The sequence below is a fragment of the Roseovarius sp. S88 genome, assembly GCF_037023735.1.
Taxonomy (GTDB): Bacteria; Pseudomonadota; Alphaproteobacteria; order Rhodobacterales; family Rhodobacteraceae; genus Roseovarius; species Roseovarius phycicola.
This window is the reverse complement of the sequence record NZ_CP146069.1, coordinates 954,781-977,356: the sequence shown is the minus strand read 5'-3', so window position 1 is coordinate 977,356 and position 22,576 is coordinate 954,781. Positions and strand designations below refer to the sequence as shown.

Sequence of the window (22,576 nt, the reverse complement as noted above, 5' to 3'; positions counted from 1 at the left end):
CGCACATACCTGTCAACCACGGCGCAGCATCCGAGGTGTCACACCATACCGCTGCCCAATCGCCCGTGTCAGAGCCGCTGGTGAGTCGTAGCCACAGCGCACGGCAATTTCGGCCATGCCAAGTGGGCTGTCTTCGATGAGCTTGCGCGCGGCAGCCAAGCGCAGATGGCGGTAGACTTTGCCTGGCGATGCCCCAAGCCGAGCGCGAAACCTGCGGTCCAGTGTGCGCGGTTGACAGGACAACGCGCGGGCCAGCTGCGTCAGCGGCATCGGTTTTTCCACACTGTCACGCATCAATTGCAAGGCACGGTGCACGAGAGGATCAGAGAGCCGCGCCGGCTGCGCCTGGCCCACAGGCGGATCACCGTGCAAAAAGAGCGCCTCAATCTCAAGCCTTGCAGCCATGCCAAGATGGTCCGAAATCAGGTCCAATGTCAGATCGAGTGCAGACATCGCCCCGGCGCAAGTTACAATTTGGCCGTCCTTTACGACACGAGCCCGTTCAACTTCGACAGCCAGAAAGCGTTCGGTGAAGGCATCAAGCAAGTCCCAGTGTACCGTCGCCCGCCGCCCATCCAGAAGCCCGGCTGACGCCAATAGCCATGGACCTGCGTCCAGACCGACAATTCTGTCAGCCTTTCGTGCCGCAGCGCGTAGCAATCTGCGGGTGTTTGGTGCGTCGTGCCGGTCGTGCCCGTAGCTGGCCATCACAAACAGATAGTCTGTCGCTTTGAGCGACGATAGCTCTGCCTGCGCAAGTACCTCGAGCCCACTTGAGGAGCGACACGCCGCGCCATCAGGGCTTAGGATGGACCAGTCAAACACCTGCCCGTCCCCTTGCATGTTCGCCGCGCGCAGCGGCTCGATGCAGTTCGCCAGACACAGGTTGGAAAACTGATCAAAGAGAAGCAAGCTGACCTTGGTGGGCTGGGATGTTGATTTTGTCCATTCTGGCATGATTTTTGTCATTTACTGCAAATTCTCGACTCAGGCCAGCGCGATACGCTGCTGCGACTGAGTTTGGGAGGACAAAAGATGCCGCTTGCCATGAACCGCGAGGTTTTCATCACCTGTGCCGTCACCGGATCAGGCGGTACACAGGACAAAAGCCCACATGTCCCTCGCAGCCCCCAGCAAATTGCTGACAGCGCCATTGCGGCGGCGAAGGCGGGCGCGGCGGTGGTGCATTGCCATGTGCGGGATCCAGAGACGGGGGTGCCGTCTCGCGATCCAAAGATGTTTCGGGAAGTGACCGACCGTATACGGGATGCCGAAGTGGATGTTGTTCTCAATCTGACGGCTGGCATGGGCGGGGATATGGTTTTTGGCGATGTGGAACATCCGCTGCCTGTAAACCCGGCCGGAACAGACATGGCCGGTGCATCAGAGCGCGTGGCGCATGTGGCTGAGTGCCGGCCGGAGATTTGTACGCTGGATTGCGGTACGATGAATTTTGCCGAGGCCGATTACGTGATGACCAACACGCCGGGCATGCTGACGGCGATGGGCAAGATGATGACCGATCTGGGTGTGAAGCCCGAGATTGAGGCGTTTGATACAGGCCATTTATGGTATGCAAAACAGCTGGTTAAGGATGGTGTTCTAGACAGCCCAGCCCTGGTGCAGCTGTGCATGGGCGTGCCGTGGGGTGCGCCTGATGATCTCAATACGTTCATGGCGATGGTCAACAACGTCCCCGAGGACTGGACCTTTTCCGCCTTTGGTCTGGGTCGAAACCAGATGCCTTATGTCGCCGCCGCTGTGCTGGCGGGGGGCAATGTGCGGGTCGGGCTGGAAGACAACCTTATGCTCGACAAGGGCGTGCTGGGCACCAATGAGCAACTGGTGGGACGCGCGGTGGAGATAATCGAACGACTTGGCGCGCGCGTGATCGGGCCTCAAGAGGTGCGAGACAAGCTTGGCCTGACCAAGCGCGCTCCGGTGTAAAGAATGCGCGTCGGTATCACGTCGGTATCACGTCGGTATTGCGTCGGTGTTTTCACTGACGCCGTCACTGGCCGCACCCTATGACCCAGCGCGTGGTGATCACCGGCGGGGCGTCGGGCATCGGCAAGCGGCTGGCGGAACGGTTTGCCGAAACAGGTGCGCGTGTGGCGGTCTGCGATGCGGATGCGCATGCGGTGGCAGAGATGGCTGAGGCGTATCCGGACATGATCGTACGTCAGTCGGATGTAACAGACGCCGCCCAGATGGAGGCATTTTTGGCAGAGGTCGAAGCGGCCTTTTGCGGCGCAGATGTGGTCTGTGCCAATGCCGGCACCGGCGGGCCTGCGGGCCTGATCGAAGATTTGGACTATCAGGCCTGGCAGGACTGTATCGCGGTGAACCTGCATGGCGCCTTCCTGACCTGTCGCTGGGCGGCGCGTGTGATGCGAGCGCAAGGTGACGGCTTGATTGTGATCACCACGTCAACCTCCGGGCAATGGGGGCATCCCTATCGCGCGCCCTATTCTTCGGCCAAATGGGCTTTGGTGGGCCTCACAAAGACACTGGCGATGGAGCTTGGCCCCGCCGGGGTGCGCGTCAACGCGATTGCGCCGGGCGCCGTCGAAGGCGCGCGCATGGACCGCGTGGTGGCGATGGAGGCCAAAGCGAGCGGAAAGCCAGAGGACGAGGTGCGCGCGCAATATGTCAAAGGCGTGAGCCTGCGATCCTGGGTGAGTGCCGATGATCTGGCCGACACTGTTCTTTTCCTGGCCTCACCTGCGGCATCCAAGATTTCCGGTCAAGTTCTGAACATCGATGGACATACGGAGACGTTAGTGTGATGGCGGGGTTTACGTACGCTCTATTCGACATTGAAAACAGTTATTCGACGCGCTGCGCACATCGACAAAGGCGATTGTCGGATCGGCCAACAGCTCACGCGCATACGCCGCGATCTTTGAGGTTTGGACGACTTGACCCGTGCCATAAACAATCCGCTCATCCTTGGAATAACCACGCACCAGATAGCTCGGAGACACAAGGATCGTCGGCACTTTATCTGATGGTGCCATTGCCTTGCAATCTGCCGCACATAGAAAGATCGGTCCAGTCTCAGCATAAGGGTTTGACGTCTCGAAAGGCCGCCATGCGAGGATCAGATAGTCTTCTCCCGCTGGCGTTTCTCCCAGGCAATGCCGACAGGGATACGCCTCGCCGTCCGAGCAATGTGTCTCAATCGGGTTGTCATAGGCATCCAAACCGCGGGTCTTGGTCTGCGCGACCTGATGCGAGGGCAGTCCGACAAACTGAATATTCATGGTGTTGCTCCTTTTCTCAGGCAAGAATGGCCGCATCCCCACCAGCACTCGACCCGGAAGATGCGCAAAGGAGAGGCCGATGAAACGAACCACTAAACTGGCCTTTGCAATTGCTGCATTGATAAGCCTTTCAGGCTGTTTTGGCAGGACACCGGTCGATGACGGTTTCCGCGATACGTCGGTGCCATTGACCGTGACCACACGCGGCACAGCAGCCGACCTTGCTGGCCCATGGCACATGCGGGCGCATTTTCCGGGGGATCGCAGTCTCGCGCTGGTCACGTTCATCGAAAACCTGAACGGCGCTCCGGCGGTGGAATTTTTGCGCTCTGACTGCCTTTTGAGTGGCGACTGCGAGACCAGCGCAGAAGTCTGGCGCAGCGCGCCGCTTGGACAGAACCGCTATCGGTTGACCAACGGCAGCGGTGACAGCTTTGAGCTTTGGGTGATCTGGGTCGATGAAGGCTTTCGCACCGCCGCCATCGGCACACCGGATGGGAGCTATGGCTGGGTGCTTGATCGCAAGCCCACTGAGGGCGAAGACCGGATCATCGCCGCGCGCGAGATCCTTTCTTTCAACGGCTATGACACGCTTCGGATGATCCAGAAATAGAGGATGACCAACCCATGACAAAGAGTGCCTGTATCGTAGGCGGCGGCGTGATTGGCGGAGGCTGGGCCGCGCGGTTTGCGTTAAACGGATGGGACGTGCGGGTGTTTGACCCCGATCCTGAGGCCGAGCGAAAGATCAGTGAGGTAATGACCAACGCGCGTCGGGCAATGCCGATGGTGGTGGACGTGGCGCTGCCTGAAGAGGGTAACGTGACCTTGTGCGCCACACTGGAAGAAGCCGCTGAAGGGGCTGCTTTGATCGTCGAGGCGGTGCCGGAGCGGGTCGATATCAAGCGCAAGGTTTATGCCCAGATTGAGGCGGTGAACACCGACGGGATCATCGCCTCATCCACCTCAGGCATTATGCCCAGTGACCTGCAAGCCGAGATGGCGCACCCCGGTCGGCTGATCGTGGCACATCCTTTTAACCCTGTGTACCTCTTGCCTTTGGTCGAACTTGTGGCAGGCAAACAGACAGACGCCGCGCATATCGAGACGGCAAAGAAGATTTATAGCGGGTTGGGGATGTACCCGTTGCATTGCCGGGTCGAGATCGAAGGGTTCCTGTCGGACCGGTTGCAAGAGGCACTCTGGCGCGAGGCGCTTTGGCTTTTGCATGACGATGTGGCCACAGCGGCCGAGATTGATGCGGCGATTGCCTATGGCCCAGGTCTGCGCTGGGCGCAGATGGGCACGATGCAGACCTTCCATCTGGCCGGGGGCGAAGGTGGTATGCGTGCCATGCTGGCGATGTTCGGACCTTGCCTGAAATGGCCCTGGACCAAGCTGATGGATGTGCCGGAGCTGACGGATGACTTCGTGAACAAGGTTGGAGATCAGTGTGACACACAGGCCGGAGGGCTTGGACCCCGCGCGTTGGAAACCATTCGGGATGACAATCTGATCGGCATCATCCGGTCAATGAAGCGCGCCAACTGGGGTGCGGGTGCTGTGGCGCGGGCGCATGATGATGTGTTGCGCGAGGTGCCCTCAGATGCCGCGCCAATGGTCACGCAGGACCGGGTCGTGCCGATCGACTGGACCGATATCAACGGGCATATGAATGAAGGCCGCTATGGGCAGATTTTTAGCGATGCGGCTGAGGCGGTGATGGCCGCTGTGGGGGCGGATGAAGCCTATATTACCGATCAAGGGCTGAGCTATTTCACGGTGGAGACGACGGTGAAGTATCTGGCCGAAACACATGCCGGAGAGCGCGTGGTCGTGCATACCGCCGTGACCGAGGGGCGTGGCAAGAAGCTGCGCTGTTTTCACGAAATGAAGCGCGCCAGCGATGGTGAAGTCATGGCGACCTGTGACCAACTGATGCTGCATGTGAGCCTTGAGACGCGGCGGACCTGCGAGCCGCCTGCGGATGTGGTGGCACGCGTCGAGACACTGGCGACCCTGCACGCGAAGGAGTGAGAGATGCATTTTGGACTGACCGAAGAACAGGAGATGATCGTCTCGACCGTGCGCAGCTTTGTCGAGAACGAGATTTATCCGCATGAAGAGGTCGTGGAACGGACCGGAGATGTGCCGCGGGAGATCGGCGAAGAGATCAAGCGCAAATGCATGGAGCTTGGGTTTTACGCCTGTAACTTCCCCGAAAGTGTAGGCGGCGCGGGTCTTGGCCATGTGGATTTTGCGCTGGTCGAGCGCGAATTGGGGCGGGGCTCCATGGCGCTGACGCATTTCTTTGGCCGACCGCAGAATATCCTGATGGCCTGTGAGGGGGAGCAGGTGGAGCGGTATCTGCTGCCTGCCGTGCGCGGCGAGCGGATGGATGCGCTGGCGATGACCGAGCCGGATGCGGGATCAGATGTCCGGGGGATGAAATGTACAGCGCGGCGTGATGGCGGCGATTGGGTTGTCAATGGCACGAAGCATTTCATCTCGGGGGCGGATCATGCCGATTTCATCATCGTCTTTATCGCGACGGGTGAGGACGACACGCCCAAAGGCCCCAAGAAACGGATCACGGCCTTTCTGGTGGATCGCGGCACGCCGGGGTTCACCATTCGCGATGGCTACAAGTCCGTCAGCCACCGGGGCTACAAGAACATGATCCTGGAATTTGACGATTGTCGGCTGCCTGATGCGCAGGTGCTGGGTGAGGTCGATGGCGGCTTTGCGGTGATGAACGAATGGCTCTACGCCACGCGCATTACTGTGGCTACCATGAGCGTTGGACGGGCGCGGCGCGTGTTTGACTATGCGCTCGATTATGCCGCCGAGCGTCGGCAATTCGGCCAACAGATCGGCAAATTTCAAGGTGTAAGCTTTCAGATTGCCGACATGATCACCGAAATCGACGCAGCGGACTGGCTAACCCTCGCTTCAGCATGGCGTCTGGATCAGGGCCTTCCCGCGAACCGCGAGATTGCCTCGGCCAAAGTCTATGCCTCCGAGATGCTCGCGCGGGTGACGGATGCGACGTTGCAAATCTTTGGCGGCATGGGGCTGATGGATGACTTCCCGATTGAACGGTTCTGGCGCGATGCGCGGGTGGAGCGTATTTGGGACGGCACGTCCGAGATCCAGCGACACATCATCAGCCGTGAGCTTTTGCGACCATTGGGGGCGTAAAAGTTTTGATGCCTTCGGCGAGGATATTTGCAGCAAAAAGAAAGGAAGGTGCGTCGAGACCCACCTTCCTTGAAAAAGGTGTCACCTTTCTCTTTGCACGGTCATCGGCGTCCCCGCCTGTACCGTCCCTTCAAACTGCCCCGCACTGGTTAAGAAAGCCTTTCTTTTTGCCCCAAATATCCCTGCCGGAGGCAAAATACTCTTTGGTGAAAGGGATGGGCCGTGCGTGATCTCAAACGCCTCTTTCAACCCAAATCCATTGCGGTCATCGGCGGCGGGGCATGGTGCACCAGCGTTGTCGAACAATGCCTCAAGATGGGATTTCGCGGTGACTTGTGGCCTGTACATCCCAAGAAAAAGGCAGTGGCGGATGTGGCAACCTATTGTGATCTGTCCGCCCTGCCCGGTGTGCCGGATGCTGTGTTCATCGGGGTCAATCGCAATCTGACCATCAATATGGTGCGGAGCTTGCGCGAGATGGGCGCAGGCGGGGCTGTGTGCTTTGCCTCTGGTTTTCGCGAGGCGCAGGCAGAGATGGGCGATGGCGCGGACTTGCAGGCGGCGTTGCTGGACGCCGCCGGAGCGATGCCGATTCTTGGTCCAAATTGTTATGGGTTCATCAATTACCTGGACGGTGCACTGCTGTGGCCAGACCAGCATGGCGGCAGGTCTGTCGAGAGCGGCGTGGCCATCGTGATGCAAAGCTCGAACATGGCGATCAACGTGACCATGCAGGCGCGTGGTCTGCCGCTGGCCTATGTGGCCACGGCGGGCAATCAGGCGCAGACCGGGTTGTCAGAGATCGGGTTGGCCTTGTTGCGCGACTCTCGGGTGACCACGCTGGGTCTACATATCGAAGGTATTGGCGATCTGACGGCATTTGAGGCCCTAGCCTCTGAGGCGCGAAGGCTTGGCAAACGTATCGTGGCCCTCAAGGCAGGCAAGTCAGAGCAAGCCCAGGCAGCAGCGGTATCGCATACGGCCTCTCTGGCTGGCAGCGATGCGGGCGCACGCGCGCTGCTCAAACGTCTCGGCATTGCACAGGTGGAAAGCTTGCCCGCTTTTCTGGAAAGCTTGAAGCTCTTGCATTTTGCCGGGCCGCTGGGGTCAAACAGATTGGCCTCGATGTCCTGTTCGGGCGGGGAAGCCAGCCTGATGGCCGACAGCGCGGAAGGCCGGGGCGTGTGCTTTCCCGCGCTCTCAGCGACACAGCTCAAAAGTTTGCGAGAGACGTTAGGACCTATGGTCGCGCTGTCCAACCCACTGGATTACCACACGTTTATCTGGAACGATGCGCCACGAATGGCGGAAGTTTTTGCCGCAATGCTCGAAGGCGAGGCCGATATCGGCTGTATCATTGTCGATTTCCCGCGCGCGGATTTGTGTGATCCAAGCGCGTGGGACTGTGTGATCGAGGCTGGTGCGATTGTCATGCAGCGCAGTCAGAAACCCTTGGCATTGGTGGCCACCCTGCCAGAGGCCATGTCAGAGGATGTGGCCAGACGCGCAATTGCGGCCGGGATGATTCCGATGCACGGGCTCGATGATGCATTAAGCGCCATTGAGGCGGCCAGTGGGTCAGAGGCACCAGAGTCATTGCCGGTCTTGAGGCCCGGTGCACCGGTCAATCCGGATGTGCTTTCGGAATCGCAGGCCAAAACAGCGTTGGCATCACATGGTCTTGCCACTCCAAGTGCACTCAGAGCCAACACACCCGCAGAGGCGGCTGCTGCGTGTGATCAATTGACGTGTCCCGTAGTGCTCAAAGGCACAGGTGTTGCGCATAAAACCGAAGCAGGCCTGGTTGCGCTGAACCTGACCACGTCCGAGGCGGTTGCAAAAGCCGCTGAAGATATGCGTTGCGACGGGTTTCTCGTTGAAGAGATGACCACAGGCGCTGTGGCCGAGCTATTGGTCGGCGTACTGCGCGATCCGGCGCATGGGTTTGTGCTGACGCTTGGCGCGGGCGGCACACTCACGGAAATTCTGTCTGACACGGTGTCGCTTTTGCTGCCGGTGACCGAGAATGACGTTGTGGACGCTTTGCAATCCCTGCGCATTGCACCGGTTCTGAACGGCTATCGCGGCAAAGCGGGGTGCGATCTGAACAAGGTTGCGCAAGCGGTATTGGCCGTGCAGGACTATGTGACAGCACATGCAGAACGTTTGGAAGAGGTGGAAATCAATCCTCTGATCTGCACGGAGACAGAGGCCATTGCGGTGGACGCATTGATCAGAATTGGAGAGGCATCATGACCGACAACCCGGTTAAAACTGAAACGCGGGGCCATGTGCTTGAGGTCACACTGGACCGCCCCAAGGCCAATGCAATTGACCTTATAACCAGCCGGATCATGGGGGATGTGTTTCGTGATTTCCGAGACGACCCCAATCTGCGCGTGGCCATTATCACCGGCGCAGGCGAGAAATTCTTTTGCCCCGGCTGGGATCTGAAGGCGGCGGCGGATGGTGATGAGGTGGATGGCGATTACGGTGTTGGCGGCTTTGGCGGTTTGCAAGAACTGCGGGCGATGAACAAGCCGGTGATCGCCGCTGTGAACGGGATTTGCTGTGGTGGTGGCCTGGAATGGGCGCTTTCGGCGGATATCATTCTGGCGGCGGATCATGCGCAGTTTGCCTTGCCGGAAATCCGGTCTGGAACAGTGGCGGATGCGGCCTCGGTCAAGCTGCCAAAGCGCATTCCTTACCATATTGCGATGGAAATGCTTTTGACCGGGCGTTGGATTGATGCCGAAGAGGCGGCGCGCTGGGGGATGATCAATCAAATTCACCCCGGTGCGGATCTTATGGCCAAAGCACGCGAGATGGCCGATCTTTTGGCCTCTGGACCGCCGCTGGTTTACGCGGCAATCAAGGAGATTGTGCGCGAGGCCGAGGCGATGACGTTTCAGGATGCGATGAACAGGATCACCAAGCGCCAGTTCGGGTCGGTGGATGTGCTTTATGCCAGTGAGGATCAGTTGGAAGGTGCCAAGGCCTTTGCCGAGAAGCGTGATCCGGTCTGGAGGGGAAAGTAAGGCATTACGAACGCCGGTAGTCTTCGGGTTTTATGCCGTAGCGCGCGAGTTTGTCGTAGAAGGTTTTGCGCGGAAGTTTCAAGGCTTTGGCAGCTTCTGAGGCACGACCATTTTGCCGCCCCAAAGCGGCAATCAGAAGCGAGCGTTCAACCCGCGCCATTTGCTCGGACAGGCCCAGACCGGCGGCTTCGGCCACATCCTCTGGCATGCCCAGAACGTAACGCATGGCGGCACTCATCAGCGAGCGCGCATTGCCCGGCCAGTCCTGGGACATGAGCGAGGCTCGGTATTCAGGCGACACTTCCGGTATGTCCAACCCGGCCTGCTCGGCGGCTTGTGCGACATAGTGATCAAAGAGCACAGGGATGTCTTCGGGACGTTCTGCCAGGGACGGGATACGCACAGGCGCGACATCCAGGCGGTAATAGAGCTCGGCGTTGAACTGGCCTGATTGGGCCAGATTGGCAAGATCGGCTGTCGTGCCAGCGATGAGCCTTGTGTCGGTTTGCGTATCAAGCCGGTCCAACAGGGCGTATTGCGCGGGTTGGGACAGTCCGGTGATTTCGTCAATGAAAAGGCTCCCGCTGCGTGCGGCCTCAAGGGCTTCATCAAGGGCAGGTGCATCCAGCGACGTGCCCGAGCGCTTAATGTAGGGACCCGATGAAGCCGGGGACATCAGATGTACAACCTCGGCGACCTTGGACACGCCGGCGCCTGGTGGTCCCGTGACCAGCACCTCGGTTTGCATCACGGCCACGCGGCGCACATGGGCGCGCAGGTCTTCGGCCTGTTGAGAGGTCCCAAAGAGCATGCGAGCTGCGGGATCGCCTGTTTCCAGCTGCGCCTTGAGGCGGCGGTTTTCCATCACCAGCGTGCGGGTCTGCAGCGCGCGGGTTAGCACCTGCAAGAGCGCATCCGGCGCACAGGGTTTTTCCAGAAAATCAAAGGCCCCCTGCCCCATGGCCTGTACCGCCATGGGAATATCGCCTTCACCTGTCAGAAGGATCACAGGCAGGTCAGCGTCAATCTCTTGGGTATGCTGTAACAGGTGAAACCCGTCACGACCGGGCATGCGGATGTCCGACAGGATCACGCCGGGAAACCCGGGCGAGATATGATCCTTGGCTTCGATAAAGGACCCCGTCTTGCGCGGGACAAGGTCGTTCAACTCGACCGTCTGCGCGAGCGCATCGCGCACCGCAGCATCATCGTCCACGATAAGCACATCCCGGATCATGCCGCAGCCTCTTCCTGCCAGGGGTCAAGTTCGACGGTGAATACCGCACCGCGATCAGGGGCATTGACCCCTGTGATCTTGCCGCCAAAGCTTTGGACCAGACCGTAGGAAATCGACAGGCCAAGGCCCATGCCGTCCTCATTTCCGACTTCTTTTGTGGAGTAGAACGGTTCAAAAATCTTGTCCGGATCGGTAATGCCAGGCCCGGTGTCCCGCACCGTCACGGCCAGACGCGCACCGGCCTCGATACGGATCTTGATTTGCTTTTCCGACTGGCCGGTCATGGCGTCCGCGGCGTTGTTGATTAGGTTGACAAAGACCTGCCCCAAACGCACCTCACCCCCCTGCACATAAACTGGAGTTGGCGGAGCCTGCCAATCCAGCGTGGCGCCTTCTTCGGTCAAACGAGACTGGGTCATTTCAACAGCCGCATCGATTGCGTTGACAAGGTCGACCTTGCTCATCGGTTCGTTTTCGTTGCGCACAAAGGCGCGCAGGTTCTTGATGATCCGCGCGGCACGGGCGGCGAGTGCCGAAATGCGGGACATGTTGTCCTGCGCCTGTTTCGGTTTATCGCGCAGCAAGAGCGCAGCCCCATTGTCGGCAAATTGCTGGATGGCCATGAGCGGCTGGTTCAACTCATGACTGATACCCGCTGACATCTGACCCAGCGCGGAAAGCTTGCCTGCCTGCACCAATTCTGCCTGTGCTTTTTTCAAGGCCGCTTCGGCTTCTTTGCGTTCTACCACCTCATGGCGCAGGGCGGTGTTGCTTTGTGACAGCGCGGCGGTGCGTTCGGCCACACGGCTTTCCAAAAGTGCGTTGTCGCGCGCCAGGGTGCGCCTGCGTTCGGCCAGTTGCAAAAGCACGGCACCAAAGGCGAGGCAGAGCGCCGCAAAAAAGGCGGCCTGCAGGTTTGCCACGCGTTTGGCCGGAGCCACATCGACAAGCACATGGCCGGTCATGCCAATCACAGGTTTTGGGCGCGACAGGTGCAGGGCGCGTGACGGCAGGTAGCTTCCGAAATTGAGAGCCCACACATCCGGGTATGGACGATACATACGGATGATGTCGCCTTCGGTATCCGGAGGGAACAACCCAGCGGCCATATCGCTGGTGCGCCAGTTCAAAAGCTCGGAGCGGTTGGAGACGAACACACGTCCGTCAGCATCGGTGAAAAAGACCGGCGGCTGTCCTCCGATCCAGTCCCATTCCACCTCGGCGATATCCACAAGCGCAATCAGGCTTCCAATGACACGTCCATCATCGCCAAAAGTCGGAGCCGCATAGGCATAGACCCGACGGCCGTCCGGGCCAAGCCGCCCAAAGAACGTGCCAAGAGCGCCGTTCATGGCACGTCTGAAGTACGCGCTTTCCGCAGGTTCCAGTGCGACATCCCCGGCATTAGCCAAAATGCGTCCTTCGGTATCGGTGTAGATCAATGCCATGGCGCCGGTTCTGTCCGCAGTTTCCTGCAACAGTGTCACAGCCGGGCCGGGCTGACGCCCCTCTGCCAAATTCGCCAAAAGCGGGTGGTCGGCCAGCAGGACAGCAATTTCCCGATGGCGGCGCATTTCTCCGGCAAAACGGTCCGAGGCGAGGGCGAGGTCGGCACGGCCTTGTTTGTCGAGCTGTGTGAGGGCTTGGGAATAGCCATAGAGCCAGACACCGGCTCCGGCTCCTGCAACTGTGAGCAGGAAGAGGAGAATGATCAGCACTCTGGTGCGTTTTGGCGACTTCATTCTCACTTGATAACAACTCCGGTACGGCGATGAAAAGCTGTTTGCCACAATACAAAAGGTCAATCTCCATTGGCCGTGTCCAAAGGCTGTGCCATGTTTGGCGTCAATGGAAAGAGGATGCTGCCATGACAGACCGCAAAAGCTCTGGAATGCATATGCGCCGCAGTGTGCTGGGCGATGCGCATGTCGACCGCGCCGAATCCAGCAAGACGAGTTTCGACGCGCCCTTTCAGGAGCTGATCACCGAAGGGGCCTGGGGCACGGTTTGGGCCAGTGATCACCTCAGCCTACGCGAGCGGTCAATGTTGACACTGGCCTTGCTGGCGGCGCAGGGCATGGACGACGAGTTTGCCATGCATCTGCGTGCCACGGCCAATACTGGCGCCAGCCCTGAGGATGTGCGCGAGGCTTTGATGCATGTGGCGATCTATGCCGGAGTGCCTCGCGCCAATCATGCGCTGAAGCTGGCCAAATCCGTTTATTCCGACATGGGTGTCGAGATATGAGCGGGTATCGCGCACGTGACTGGGCGGTGCAGCCCCCGGCGCTGACGCCTGCCTACAAAACCACGCGTCTGCGCGCGCCTTCGGCCCCTTTGGTGCGAATGTCGGAGGGGTGCGTCCCGGAGAGCGGGCCTGTTTTTGGGCATGGTGATCTTGGGCCATTGGATCATGATCTGCTGCAAAACTACGCAAGCGACGGCGCACCGATCGGCGAGCGGATCTTGCTGCATGGGCGCGTGATGGATCAGGATGCGCGGCCTGTGCCGGGCACACTGATCGAGATATGGCAGGCCAATGCCGGTGGCCGGTATCGGCATCGCAATGATGACTACCTCGCGCCGCTTGACCCCAATTTCGGCGGTTGCGGGCGCACGCTCAGTGATGATGACGGACACTACCGGTTTCACACGCTGCGCCCCGGACCCTATCCCTGGCCCAATTCTGAAAACAGTTGGCGGCCTGCGCATATCCACGTTTCGGTCATGGGATCAGGCTTGCCCCAGCGCCTGATTACCCAACTTTACTTTGAAGGCGACCCTCTGGTGGCGCTTTGCCCAATTGTGCAGGCCATCCCGGATAAAGGCGCGATTGACCGGTTGGTGGCGCGGCTTGATCTGGAAGCTGCCACACCGTTTGATCGCCTTGCCTACCGGTTCGACATTGTGTTGCGCGGGTCACGCGCGACGGTGTTTGAGAACAAGCCGGAGGGGATGTGAACATGACCAAGACCCCCTTACCAGAGACCGCCTCACAAACAGCCGGGCCGTATGTCCATATCGGGTTGGCATCCGAGGCCGCAGGGTTGGAGCGGTCATTGAGCGTGTTGGGCGCCTGCATCGCAGGACCGGATGTGCCCGGAGAGCGTATGGTGATTGAAGGGCAGATACTGGATGGGGCGGGCGTGCCAGTCACGGACGCTATGTTCGAACTGTGGCAGGGAGATGCAACAGGGAAGTTAGCCGGATCGGAGGGCTGCGCGTCCGGGTTTCACGGATGGGGCAGAACAGCGGCGGATTTTGAGACCGGGCGATGGCGGTTTGAGACGATCAAGCCGGGCCCGATTGGGAACCAAGCGCCGCATCTGGCGCTTTGGATCGTGGCGCGCGGGATCAACATCGGTCTGCACACACGCGTATATTTCGACGACGCGGCCGAGGCAAACGCCGTCGACCCTGTGCTTTTGTCACTGCCCGAAGACCGCCGGGCAAGCCTAGTGGCGCAAAAGTCCGGTGATCGTAGCTATAGGTTCGACGTTCACCTGCAAGGCAACTTCGAAACGGTGTTCTTTGATCTCTGACGCAAAAAGAAAAAGCGCCGCCCCGTCTCCAAGGGCAGCGCCGATTAACTCAAATACTGGCACAAAAAAGGGCCAACACTCGCATACAAATATTTGGTGAAAGAAAACTGATTACTTACCGTTGGCCCTGCCTACATGTCTCAAAAAAGCCATAATTGCTCAAGAGGCCCGTGGTCACAGATTGCTGCAGCTTGGTAACATCATATGGGTGTCTGCTGGGGATAACTTACTAAACCTGCCAAATATTGGTGTATTTTCGGAGGACACCCCTGAAATTTTGTGAACACAGCAGACATGCGTTTAGGCCTTAAAATAAAGGCGCAAATGCATGTATGCAATCCAAAGTAGAGTTCACACTCAAAGATATCTTCCAAAGGTTTTACCCGCGCCTGCGGCGGCGACGTCCGCCTTCCCCGCCAGTATCACCGCCGGTGTTGAAATTAACATCTGGCAAATCGACGATGGATTTCAGGATCGGAAAGGGTTCAACCGCGTTGGGGATATTCGAGGCATTCACGAAATGCTCCTGGAAACGCGGCTCGATCGCCGTTTCAATCTTGTGAATCTGATGCACCGTCTGTTCGATCTCACGGCGCGCTGACGTGTTCAGCAGAGCGATGCGCGCCCCTGTCCCGGCGGCATTGCCTGCGCTGGTGACTTTGTCCAGCGGCGCGTCTGGGATCATACCCAGAACCATCGCGTGCTTGGGGCTGATATGCGCACCAAACGCACCGGCCAGCACAACGCGGTCAACCTCATCCACGCCAAACTTGTCCATCAGCAAACGCGCACCGGAATACAGCGCGGCCTTGGCCATCTGGATTTCCCGGATGTCACGGTTGGTCACGGTAATCACCGGGCCGCCCTCGGCGCTGCCATCCCAGACCATGTAGGAATATGTCCGTCCATCCAGAAAACACCGCGAGGTGCCGGTCTGTTCCGGGGATCCAATAAGTCCAGGACCATCAAGGATCCCTGTCAGGCGCATCTCGGCCACCATCTCGATGATGCCCGAGCCACAGATGCCGGTGATGCCCGTGGCCTCTGTTGCCTCTGCAAAGCCATCCTCGTCGGACCACAGGTCGCACCCGATCACCTTGAAGCGCACGTCTTTGGTTGTCGGATCAATCTCGACGCGTTCGATCGCACCCGGTGCGGCCCGTTGTCCGGAACTGATCTGCGCGCCCTCAAAGGCAGGGCCGGTGGGAGACGAACAGGCCAGAACCTTTTCCGCATTGCCCAGCAGGATCTCGGCATTGGTGCCCACATCAACGACCAGAACAAGATCCTTGGACTTGTCGGGCGCTTCGGAAAGGGCGACCGCGGCCGCATCGGCTCCAACATGTCCTGCGATACAAGGCAGGATGTAAATGTCGGCATTTGGGTGAATGTCGAGATCAAGATCACGCGCACGCAAATTCAGCGAAGACGACGTGCCAAGCGCAAATGGCGCCTGTCCCAATTCAAAGGGATCAATCCCGAGGAACAAATGATGCATAACCGGATTACAGACAAACACCGCATCCATGATCAGTGTCTTGTCAATCTCGGCCTCTTGGGAAATCTGATCGAAAAGCGCGTTCATTCCCTCGCGGACAGCCGCAGTCATTTCTGCAGCCCCGCCTGAGTTCATCATCGAATAGCTCACCCGGCTCATCAGGTCTTCGCCAAAGCGGATTTGCGGGTTCATGATGCCCGATGAGGCCACGACCTCTCCGTCCGTCAGATCACATAAATGCGCCGCAATCGTGGTTGAGCCCAAATCGACCGCCAAACCAAAGATTTTACCCTCATAAAATCCGGGCCAGACCTGAATAACCTTTGGTGTTTGGCCTTCACTGTGCTGCTGCACTGCAACCGTGACTTTCCACTCGCCTTTGCGCAGGATCGGCTGCAGACCATGCAACACACCAAGATCAGCCGTTGCGCCCGCGATGTCCCATTGTTCCTCAAGCGCTTTGGCCAGCCGTTCCAAATCACCCGACGGTTCGTGCATGTCGGGCTGTTCTACTTCAACATAGTACATGCGAACCGAGGGGTTCATGACGATATCGCGCGCTTCTGCGCGTTTGCGCACCACCTGTTTATGCACCTGGCTTTCGGGGGGCACATCAATGACCACATCCCCCATGACCTGCGCCTGGCATCCCAAACGCCGCCCGGATATTAGCCCGCGTTTTTCGTCATAGCGGGCCTCGACGCTGTTCCACTCCGAGAGCGCACTATCAGCCACGGTCACGCCGTGTTTGGGGAATTCACCATAGCTGGGTGTAATCTGGCATTTGCTGCATATCCCGCGCCCACCGCAGACCGAGTCAAGATCGACGCCCAACTGACGCGCCGCTGTCAGGATCGGCGTCCCCACCGGAAACCGCCCGCGCTTGCCCGACGGTGTGAACACAACAAGAGGGTCTGTCTCGCTCATCTTCTAAAGACCTTTGGCCAAAAGGTTGGTTTCGCAGCAACATAGTCTGTTCCAGCTTATGCGACAGACTGCAACCGGCATAATCTGGTACGCTGGCGTCATTCCGACAGCTAGAAAATTTGCAAAATTTCCATCACCAGATTTCTCAACGAAACACTCCTGGCAAAGGTGGGTGTTCTACATTCATTTTGCACATTTAAATCTATGACGCTTTCCGTCAAAAAGTGATGACATGTTTTGGTCTGTGTCCCTCTTTCTGTTGCTCGGTCTTGCGATTTGGCTTTGGGCCTCCGCGCGTTACATGGTGCGCGCTTCAGATGGTGTGGTGATTGACAGGCGGCCCGGGCATGCGCTTTTGCTGGTGGATTTCCAAGCAGCCTGCTGGGATGATGCCTACTATGAAGCTCCTATGCGATCCCGGGTCGAGACAGCCGTGGTCCGTGAAGTGGCGCTGGCCCAGCGCGACGACATTCCGGTGATTGCTTTGCGTCATGAATGGTCCGGGATTGGCACACGTCTCGTCGCGCATCTGCAGCACCAAGCGGGATTGATCAAGGGAAAGCCAGGCACTGAGTTGGCCACGCCATTTGCCAATTTGGCCGATCACACAGTCTTAAAGCGCGTGGAAGACGGATTTGAAACAGGCGAGCTTGATGCACTGTTGCAGGTGCTGGACGTGGGCCACCTTCTGATCATGGGGCGGGATGGGGCTCATGCCGTGGCAAGGACGACGCAAGCCGCGCTGAACCGCGGTTACGACGTCACACTTGTGGCCGATGGGATTGCAACAGCTCAGCCGGGCGGGTTTCAGGATGTGGCCGATGCCCTCATGTCTCAGGGCGCCGAGATCAGACATGGTTAGTCGCGGCGGATATCCGCGCCAAGCGACCCCATCAAATCCTCAAAGATCGGAAAGGATGTGGCAATCGGGCTGCCATCGTCAACGGTCACCGGTTTGGTGGTGGCGAGGCCCAGCACCATGAAAGACATGGCAATGCGGTGATCCAGGTGGCTGGCGCAGGTGGCCCCGCCTTGCACACCGCCGATGCCGCGTCCCTCGACGCTCCACCAGTCTTCGCCTTCTTCAACGGTCACACCACAGGCGCGCAGGCCCGTGGCCATGGCATCAATGCGATCCGATTCCTTGACGCGCAGTTCCTTCACGCCGCGCATCATTGTTTGACCTTCTGCAAACGCGGCAACAACCGAGAGCACCGGGTATTCGTCGATCATGCTGGCGGCACGGTCAGGCGGCACCTCAATGCCCTTCATATCCGGCGAGAACCGTGCACGCAGGTCCGCCACAGGCTCACCGCCCTCTTCACGCTCATTTTCATATGTCAGGTCCGCGCCCATCTCGCGCAGCGTGGTAAAGAGGCCCGCGCGGGTTGGGTTGAGGCCGATATTGGGCACCAGCACATCAGATCCTTCGGTGATGAGTGCTGCACAGACCGGGAAGGCGGCGCTTGAGGGGTCACGTGGCACCGCAATGCTCTGCGGTTTCAACTCGGGGCGGCCTGTGAGGGTGATGATCCGACACTCATTGGTGACTTCTGTGCTGATTTCAGCTCCAAACCCGGCAAGCATGCGTTCGCTATGATCGCGTGTCGCCTCGCGTTCGGTGACAATCGTCTGGCCCGGCGCATTCAGCCCCGCCAGCAAAACGGCGGACTTCACCTGCGCCGAGGGCACCGGCACCTCGTAGCGCACCGGGATCGGATCTTGTGCGCCAATAACCGTCATGGGAAGCCGCCCACCAGAGCGGCCTACCGTTTGCGCACCGAAGAGCGCCAGAGGATCCGTCACCCGCGCCATGGGGCGTTTGTTGAGGCTGGCATCACCGGTGAAGGTCGCGGCGATCGGCGACGTGGCCATCGCGCCCATGATCAGGCGGACGCCGGTGCCGGAATTGCCGCAGTCAATGACCTGATCGGGTTCGGCAAAGCCGCCGACGCCCACGCCGTACACGTGCCATGTCCCATCTTCGTCTCGCGTGATGTCTGCCCCCATGGCGCGCATCGCCTTGGCCGTGTCGAGCACGTCTTCACCTTCGAGAAGACCAGTGATCGTCGTTTCACCCACACACATCGCCCCCAGGATCAGGCTGCGATGCGAGATCGACTTGTCCCCCGGCACATCGGCCTGCCCTTTGAGACCTTTCGAGGCGTGAGAGCTCATTGGAATTGGAGTGCCGTGACCGGACATCGCGGGACCTTTCAACTGCGGTATTTGCCCTGCTGATAGCGCAACCAGCAAAGCAGGTCCATGCGGATCAACCCGCAGGTGTTTTCGCTCTTGGATATGGACGTCGCGCCTAACCGCGTGCAGCGATGACCAAGACCTCAACCTTAAGATCGGGATGCGCCAGTTTGGCCTCTCCACAGGCACGGGCGGGCGCATGACCCTTGGCCACCCAGGCATCCCAAACACCGTTCATCTCGGCGAAATCGCCCATATTGTCTAGCCAAATGGTGGTTTGCAAAATGCGTGTCTTGTCCGATCCGGCCTCGGCCAGAAGCGCGTCGACCTTGTCCAGACAGGTCTGGGTTTGGGCGGCAACGCTGTCGCCCTTATTTCCCACCTGACCTGCCAGATAAATCGTATCGCCATGAATGACGATCTGGCTCATGCGGTCGCCAGTATGGTGGCGTGTGATGCTGGACATAAGTGCCGTTCCTTTCGCGCGCGGGCGTTAGCCGGATTCTTCCTCAAGATGCAGCTTCATGTCGATCAGGACCTGCTGCAGGGCCGTGGTTTCTTTCAGCAAACGCTTGGCCTCATTCACCGTGATCACACCATCCTCAATGGATTGTTGATACTCAGCCATCAACATCGCAAACCGCTGACTCAGCGCAATCACATCGCTGTTCACCCCGCCGGACTCGTTGCTGTTTGGACGACGCTCATCAAAGTCGAGCTGCATCCCATTGAGTTCGGCAAGAGCAGCTGTCACATGCGGATAAGACGCCGCCGCTTCCAAGGCCGCAACGGCATCGATTGGCATAAAACGATCGGCGTGCTCATCGTGGTCTGAGTAATACCGCCCGAGCGTGGCCTTGGACTTGCCCGTCAATTCACAGGCAGGTTCAATACCCACATCTTTCACCAGGCTTTCGGTGTGCTTTTTTAAATAGCTTGCCGCTTTGTCCATGAGTTCGCGTCTCCCTTGCCTGCGTTTATCCGAAACGCACGGGCATGCGCAATGCTGATACTAGGGCCCGCTTCGTTCTATGCACGCTCAACCAGAACCGAGCCCACGGAATAGCCTGCTCCAAATGAGCAAATCAGCCCGGTATCCCCCGATTGAAGATCGTCGGAGTATTTCGAGAAGGCGATGATCGACCCTGCGGATGAGGTATTGGCGTAGTCCTGCAGGATGTTGGGTTGTTCCTTGGCCTCAGGCACACGGCCCATGACTTTGCGACCGATGAAATCATTCATGGTCTTGTTCGCCTGATGCAGCCACAGGCGTTTGAGGTCGCTGGCCGCGACGCCCTCGTCTTCCATATGTCGGGCAATATGGGCGGAGACCAGTGGCAGCACCTCTTTGAACACCTTGCGCCCCTCTTGCACAAAGAGCATGTCACGGCGATCTTCCATATGGCCTTCCCGCGTGCGGCGCAGGTAGCCATTGTTGTTGCGGATATTGTTGGAAAACTGCGTGGCACAGCGGGTCGAATGCACAAGAAAATGCGCGCCCTTGGCGTCCTCGGCACGTTCGATCACCACCGCCGTGCAAACATCGCCAAAGATGAAATGGCAATCCCGGTCGCGCCATTCCAGATGCGCCGAGCAAATCTCGGGGCTGACCACGACGGCACAGCGCACTGAGCCCGAGCGCACCATATCGGCCGCGGCCTGAATACCGAACGTGGCCGAAGAGCAGGCAACGTTCATGTCAAATGCAAAGCCGGACGCGCCCAGAAGCTGTTGAATTTCAATGGCAATTGCCGGATAGGCGCGTTCGTGGTTTGAGGCAGCGCAGATGATCAGATCAACCTCGGACGCGTCGCGACCCGCTTGTTTGAGCGCTTTCGAACACGCGTCCAGCGCCATCTCGGCCATCAGGCTGGGTTCATCATTGCTGCGCTCGGGCAGATGCGGGTGCATCACGGCAGGGTCCAGAACGCCGGTCTTGTCCATCACATAGCGCTGCTCGATGCCGGAGGCGCTGACAATGAATTCTGAGGAAGAGGGATCTTTTGCCTCCACCTTACCGGCTGCGATGGCATCAGCATGTTCGGCGTTGAAGCGCTCGGCATAGGCGTTGAAGGCCTCGACCAGTTCGTCGTTTGTGATGGTCTGATCCGGGGTGAAAACGCCTGTCCCGGTAATGGCGGGCTTGTACATGAAACGCGCTCCTAAAGGTGCGCGCTACCTCATCGCAATGGCGCGGCAAGGTCAAGTGTGACCGTGGGGTAGGCTTTGGTTGGCTGGCCCCGTTGGACCTCCACGTGGCCGGTCTTGGATGACGGTTTAGGGCCTTCTTTATCCGTTCGTCGAGGTGCAGCGAACGGCGGCGTTCACTTTCGAATACACGCTCGTCGAAACATGATGGATCGTGTCATGGGTTCTTGTTGAAGTCTACATTCGGGCAACCTTTCACCAATTTTTATTCTTTTTTCTGTAGGTAGTTGCGACCTCAAGCTTCAATGATGAGCGACACGTTTGGCGGATAAACTTGAAGGACTAATTTTCAGCGAGTTCCTCGTCGATAACCCATCTGGGTTCGATACCGACGGCGACGGGACGGCGAACAAGTCGGACGAGTTCATTGAGTTGCAGAACACGACGGGCAGTTCCATTTCGCTCGATGGCTATCAACTCTGGTCGGATGACCGCGGTCTGCTGTATTCATTTGGATCGGGGGCCACCATCGCTTCGGGCGGAACCGCGACCGTTGTCGGTGAGTACGCCGGCACGGAACCTGCGGGATTCTACGATGCGGGCCTAGCCGACGGCGGCGACTTCCTGGAAGATGGTGAAGGATCGCGCAGTGATACTATCTACCTCGTCAACACAGCCACTGGCGAGTATATTGCGTTTTCTTATGGTCAACCGCCGCCGTCGCCGTCGCCACCGACCGGCTTTCCAGGCACGACCCAAATCGGAACGGGTGAGTCTCTCAACAGCAGTGGGCCTAACGGAACCAGCTTTGCTAGAGATGCCAATGGCGATTGGGTCGAGTCAACGCCCCCCAACCCGGGTTCGCCGGGTGTTGCTTGCTTCACCGCCGGCACGATGATAACCACTCCCGATGGAGCACGGCTTGTCGAGACCCTGCAAATTGGCGATCTCGTGACAACGCTCGACAATGGCGCGCAACCTATCCTTTGGATCGCTTCGAGGACACTCGGACAAGAAACGCTCACCGTCCACCCAGAACTCCGACCAATAGCGCTTGAACCGCGATGGACGGGGTTCAACGAACGATTACTCCTTTCAAGGCAACACGCCATTCTCGTCAGATCATCCGCAAATCAAAACCGGGTCCTCGCGCGCGCCGGTCAATTGGCCCAATTGGAAGGAGGAGCGGTCCGCGTTGCAAACGGTGTTCGAAAGATCACCTACGTTCATTTCATGCTGCCCAACCATGAAGTCGTGTTCGCGAATGGCCTCGCCACGGAGTCTTTTTACCCTGGCGAGTGGGCTATTGTGACTCTGGCTCCAATTTCGAAGCGCTTACTTTTGGCATTGTTTCCCGGCTACAATTCGTCAGAAATTGCAGATGCGTACGGCTCTCCGAAGTTTCCCTATGCAAAGAGGCGCGATCTTCCAACGCAACTTGTAAGCGTCTGTCCGGAAAACATAGAAAGCCCGTCTTGTCAGGTCGCCTAAGTGCCGATTTAACGCAATTTTGCATTAAG

21 protein-coding genes are annotated in these 22,576 nt (G+C 58.6%); 12 read left to right on the top strand and 9 right to left on the bottom strand.

Translation table 11 applies throughout. The annotated features are described in order from the left end of the window. Positions 1-12: 12 nt before the first annotated feature. Positions 13-957, bottom strand: coding sequence for a GlxA family transcriptional regulator (locus RZ517_RS05015; RefSeq protein ID WP_338550368.1), 945 nt, complete (start codon positions 955-957; stop codon positions 13-15). 78 nt (positions 958-1,035) lie between these two features. On the opposite strand from RZ517_RS05015, the gene RZ517_RS05010 reads away from it, so the two are divergent. Both RZ517_RS05010 and RZ517_RS05005 read left to right on the top strand, forming a co-directional pair. Then, on the top strand, positions 1,036-1,947 hold the full coding sequence (locus RZ517_RS05010) for a 3-keto-5-aminohexanoate cleavage protein (protein ID WP_338550367.1): 912 nt from the start codon (positions 1,036-1,038) through the stop codon (positions 1,945-1,947). Positions 1,948-2,027: 80 nt separating this feature from the next. Then, positions 2,028-2,789, top strand: coding sequence for an SDR family oxidoreductase (locus RZ517_RS05005; RefSeq protein ID WP_338550365.1), 762 nt, complete (start codon positions 2,028-2,030; stop codon positions 2,787-2,789). Positions 2,790-2,798: 9 nt separating this feature from the next. On the opposite strand, the gene RZ517_RS05000 is transcribed toward RZ517_RS05005, so the two are convergent. Next, positions 2,799-3,266: a DUF1203 domain-containing protein gene (locus RZ517_RS05000; protein ID WP_338550364.1), complete on the bottom strand. Its 468-nt coding sequence runs from the start codon at positions 3,264-3,266 to the stop codon at positions 2,799-2,801. A 79-nt stretch (positions 3,267-3,345) separates the two neighbouring features. On the opposite strand from RZ517_RS05000, the gene RZ517_RS04995 reads away from it, so the two are divergent. The 5 genes from RZ517_RS04995 (at position 3,346) to RZ517_RS04975 (ending at position 9,505) form a co-directional block, all read left to right on the top strand. Then, complete coding sequence (locus tag RZ517_RS04995) at positions 3,346-3,879, top strand: lipocalin family protein (RefSeq protein WP_338550363.1); 534 nt, start codon at positions 3,346-3,348, stop codon at positions 3,877-3,879. A gap of 14 nt (positions 3,880-3,893) precedes the next feature. Continuing rightward, positions 3,894-5,303, top strand: coding sequence for a carnitine 3-dehydrogenase (locus tag RZ517_RS04990; protein ID WP_338550362.1), 1,410 nt, complete (start codon positions 3,894-3,896; stop codon positions 5,301-5,303). Positions 5,304-5,306: 3 nt separating this feature from the next. Then, positions 5,307-6,467, top strand: a complete 1,161-nt coding sequence (locus RZ517_RS04985) for an acyl-CoA dehydrogenase family protein (protein ID WP_338550361.1) — start codon at positions 5,307-5,309, stop codon at positions 6,465-6,467. 222 nt (positions 6,468-6,689) lie between these two features. Next, complete coding sequence (locus RZ517_RS04980; protein ID WP_338550360.1) at positions 6,690-8,723, top strand: acetate--CoA ligase family protein; 2,034 nt, start codon at positions 6,690-6,692, stop codon at positions 8,721-8,723. Beyond that, the gene (locus tag RZ517_RS04975) at positions 8,720-9,505 is read left to right on the top strand and encodes a carnitinyl-CoA dehydratase (protein ID WP_338550359.1); all 786 of its coding nucleotides are present in this window, start codon (positions 8,720-8,722) and stop codon (positions 9,503-9,505) included. Before RZ517_RS04980 ends, RZ517_RS04975 begins: the two co-directional genes overlap by 4 nt. 4 nt (positions 9,506-9,509) lie before the next feature. On the opposite strand, the gene RZ517_RS04970 is transcribed toward RZ517_RS04975, so the two are convergent. Together RZ517_RS04970 and RZ517_RS04965 are read right to left on the bottom strand one after the other, a co-directional pair. Next, positions 9,510-10,742, bottom strand: a complete 1,233-nt coding sequence (locus RZ517_RS04970; RefSeq protein WP_338550358.1) for a sigma-54-dependent transcriptional regulator — start codon at positions 10,740-10,742, stop codon at positions 9,510-9,512. Beyond that, a complete protein-coding gene (locus RZ517_RS04965; protein ID WP_338550357.1) occupies positions 10,739-12,484 on the bottom strand; it encodes a sensor histidine kinase in 1,746 nt (581 codons plus the stop codon). The genes RZ517_RS04970 and RZ517_RS04965 overlap by 4 nt, the downstream gene beginning before the upstream one ends. A gap of 125 nt (positions 12,485-12,609) precedes the next feature. Between RZ517_RS04965 and pcaC the strand changes: the two genes are divergently transcribed. The 3 genes from pcaC to pcaG are packed head-to-tail and all read left to right on the top strand — an operon-like array spanning position 12,610 to position 14,284. Then, positions 12,610-12,990 carry a 4-carboxymuconolactone decarboxylase gene (pcaC, locus tag RZ517_RS04960; protein WP_338550356.1) on the top strand — a complete coding sequence of 127 codons (381 nt, stop codon included), beginning with the start codon at positions 12,610-12,612 and terminating at the stop codon, positions 12,988-12,990. Beyond that, a complete protein-coding gene (gene pcaH / locus RZ517_RS04955; RefSeq protein ID WP_338550355.1) occupies positions 12,987-13,703 on the top strand; it encodes a protocatechuate 3,4-dioxygenase subunit beta in 717 nt (238 codons plus the stop codon). The genes pcaC and pcaH overlap by 4 nt, the downstream gene beginning before the upstream one ends. Before the next feature lie 2 nt (positions 13,704-13,705). Next, the gene (gene pcaG / locus RZ517_RS04950) at positions 13,706-14,284 is read left to right on the top strand and encodes a protocatechuate 3,4-dioxygenase subunit alpha (RefSeq protein WP_338550354.1); all 579 of its coding nucleotides are present in this window, start codon (positions 13,706-13,708) and stop codon (positions 14,282-14,284) included. Positions 14,285-14,663: 379 nt separating this feature from the next. On the opposite strand, the gene RZ517_RS04945 is transcribed toward pcaG, so the two are convergent. Further along, positions 14,664-16,709, bottom strand: a complete 2,046-nt coding sequence (locus RZ517_RS04945) for an ASKHA domain-containing protein (protein WP_338550353.1) — start codon at positions 16,707-16,709, stop codon at positions 14,664-14,666. Between the two features lie 232 nt (positions 16,710-16,941). On the opposite strand from RZ517_RS04945, the gene RZ517_RS04940 reads away from it, so the two are divergent. Next, complete coding sequence (locus tag RZ517_RS04940; RefSeq protein WP_338550352.1) at positions 16,942-17,571, top strand: cysteine hydrolase family protein; 630 nt, start codon at positions 16,942-16,944, stop codon at positions 17,569-17,571. Here RZ517_RS04940 and aroA read toward each other — a convergent pair. The 4 genes from aroA to RZ517_RS04920 form a co-directional block, all read right to left on the bottom strand. Further along, positions 17,568-18,914, bottom strand: coding sequence for a 3-phosphoshikimate 1-carboxyvinyltransferase (aroA, locus tag RZ517_RS04935; protein ID WP_338550351.1), 1,347 nt, complete (start codon positions 18,912-18,914; stop codon positions 17,568-17,570). The two genes, RZ517_RS04940 and aroA, sit on opposite strands and share 4 nt — an antisense overlap. A 109-nt stretch (positions 18,915-19,023) precedes the next feature. Beyond that, a complete protein-coding gene (locus RZ517_RS04930; protein WP_338550350.1) occupies positions 19,024-19,374 on the bottom strand; it encodes a RidA family protein in 351 nt (116 codons plus the stop codon). 27 nt (positions 19,375-19,401) lie between these two features. Next, positions 19,402-19,860, bottom strand: coding sequence for a hypothetical protein (locus RZ517_RS04925; RefSeq protein WP_338550349.1), 459 nt, complete (start codon positions 19,858-19,860; stop codon positions 19,402-19,404). A gap of 77 nt (positions 19,861-19,937) precedes the next feature. Then, positions 19,938-21,059, bottom strand: coding sequence for a beta-ketoacyl-ACP synthase III (locus tag RZ517_RS04920; protein ID WP_338550348.1), 1,122 nt, complete (start codon positions 21,057-21,059; stop codon positions 19,938-19,940). A 318-nt stretch (positions 21,060-21,377) separates the two neighbouring features. On the opposite strand from RZ517_RS04920, the gene RZ517_RS04915 reads away from it, so the two are divergent. Next, complete coding sequence (locus RZ517_RS04915; RefSeq protein ID WP_338550347.1) at positions 21,378-22,547, top strand: Hint domain-containing protein; 1,170 nt, start codon at positions 21,378-21,380, stop codon at positions 22,545-22,547. Positions 22,548-22,576 lie beyond the last annotated feature (29 nt).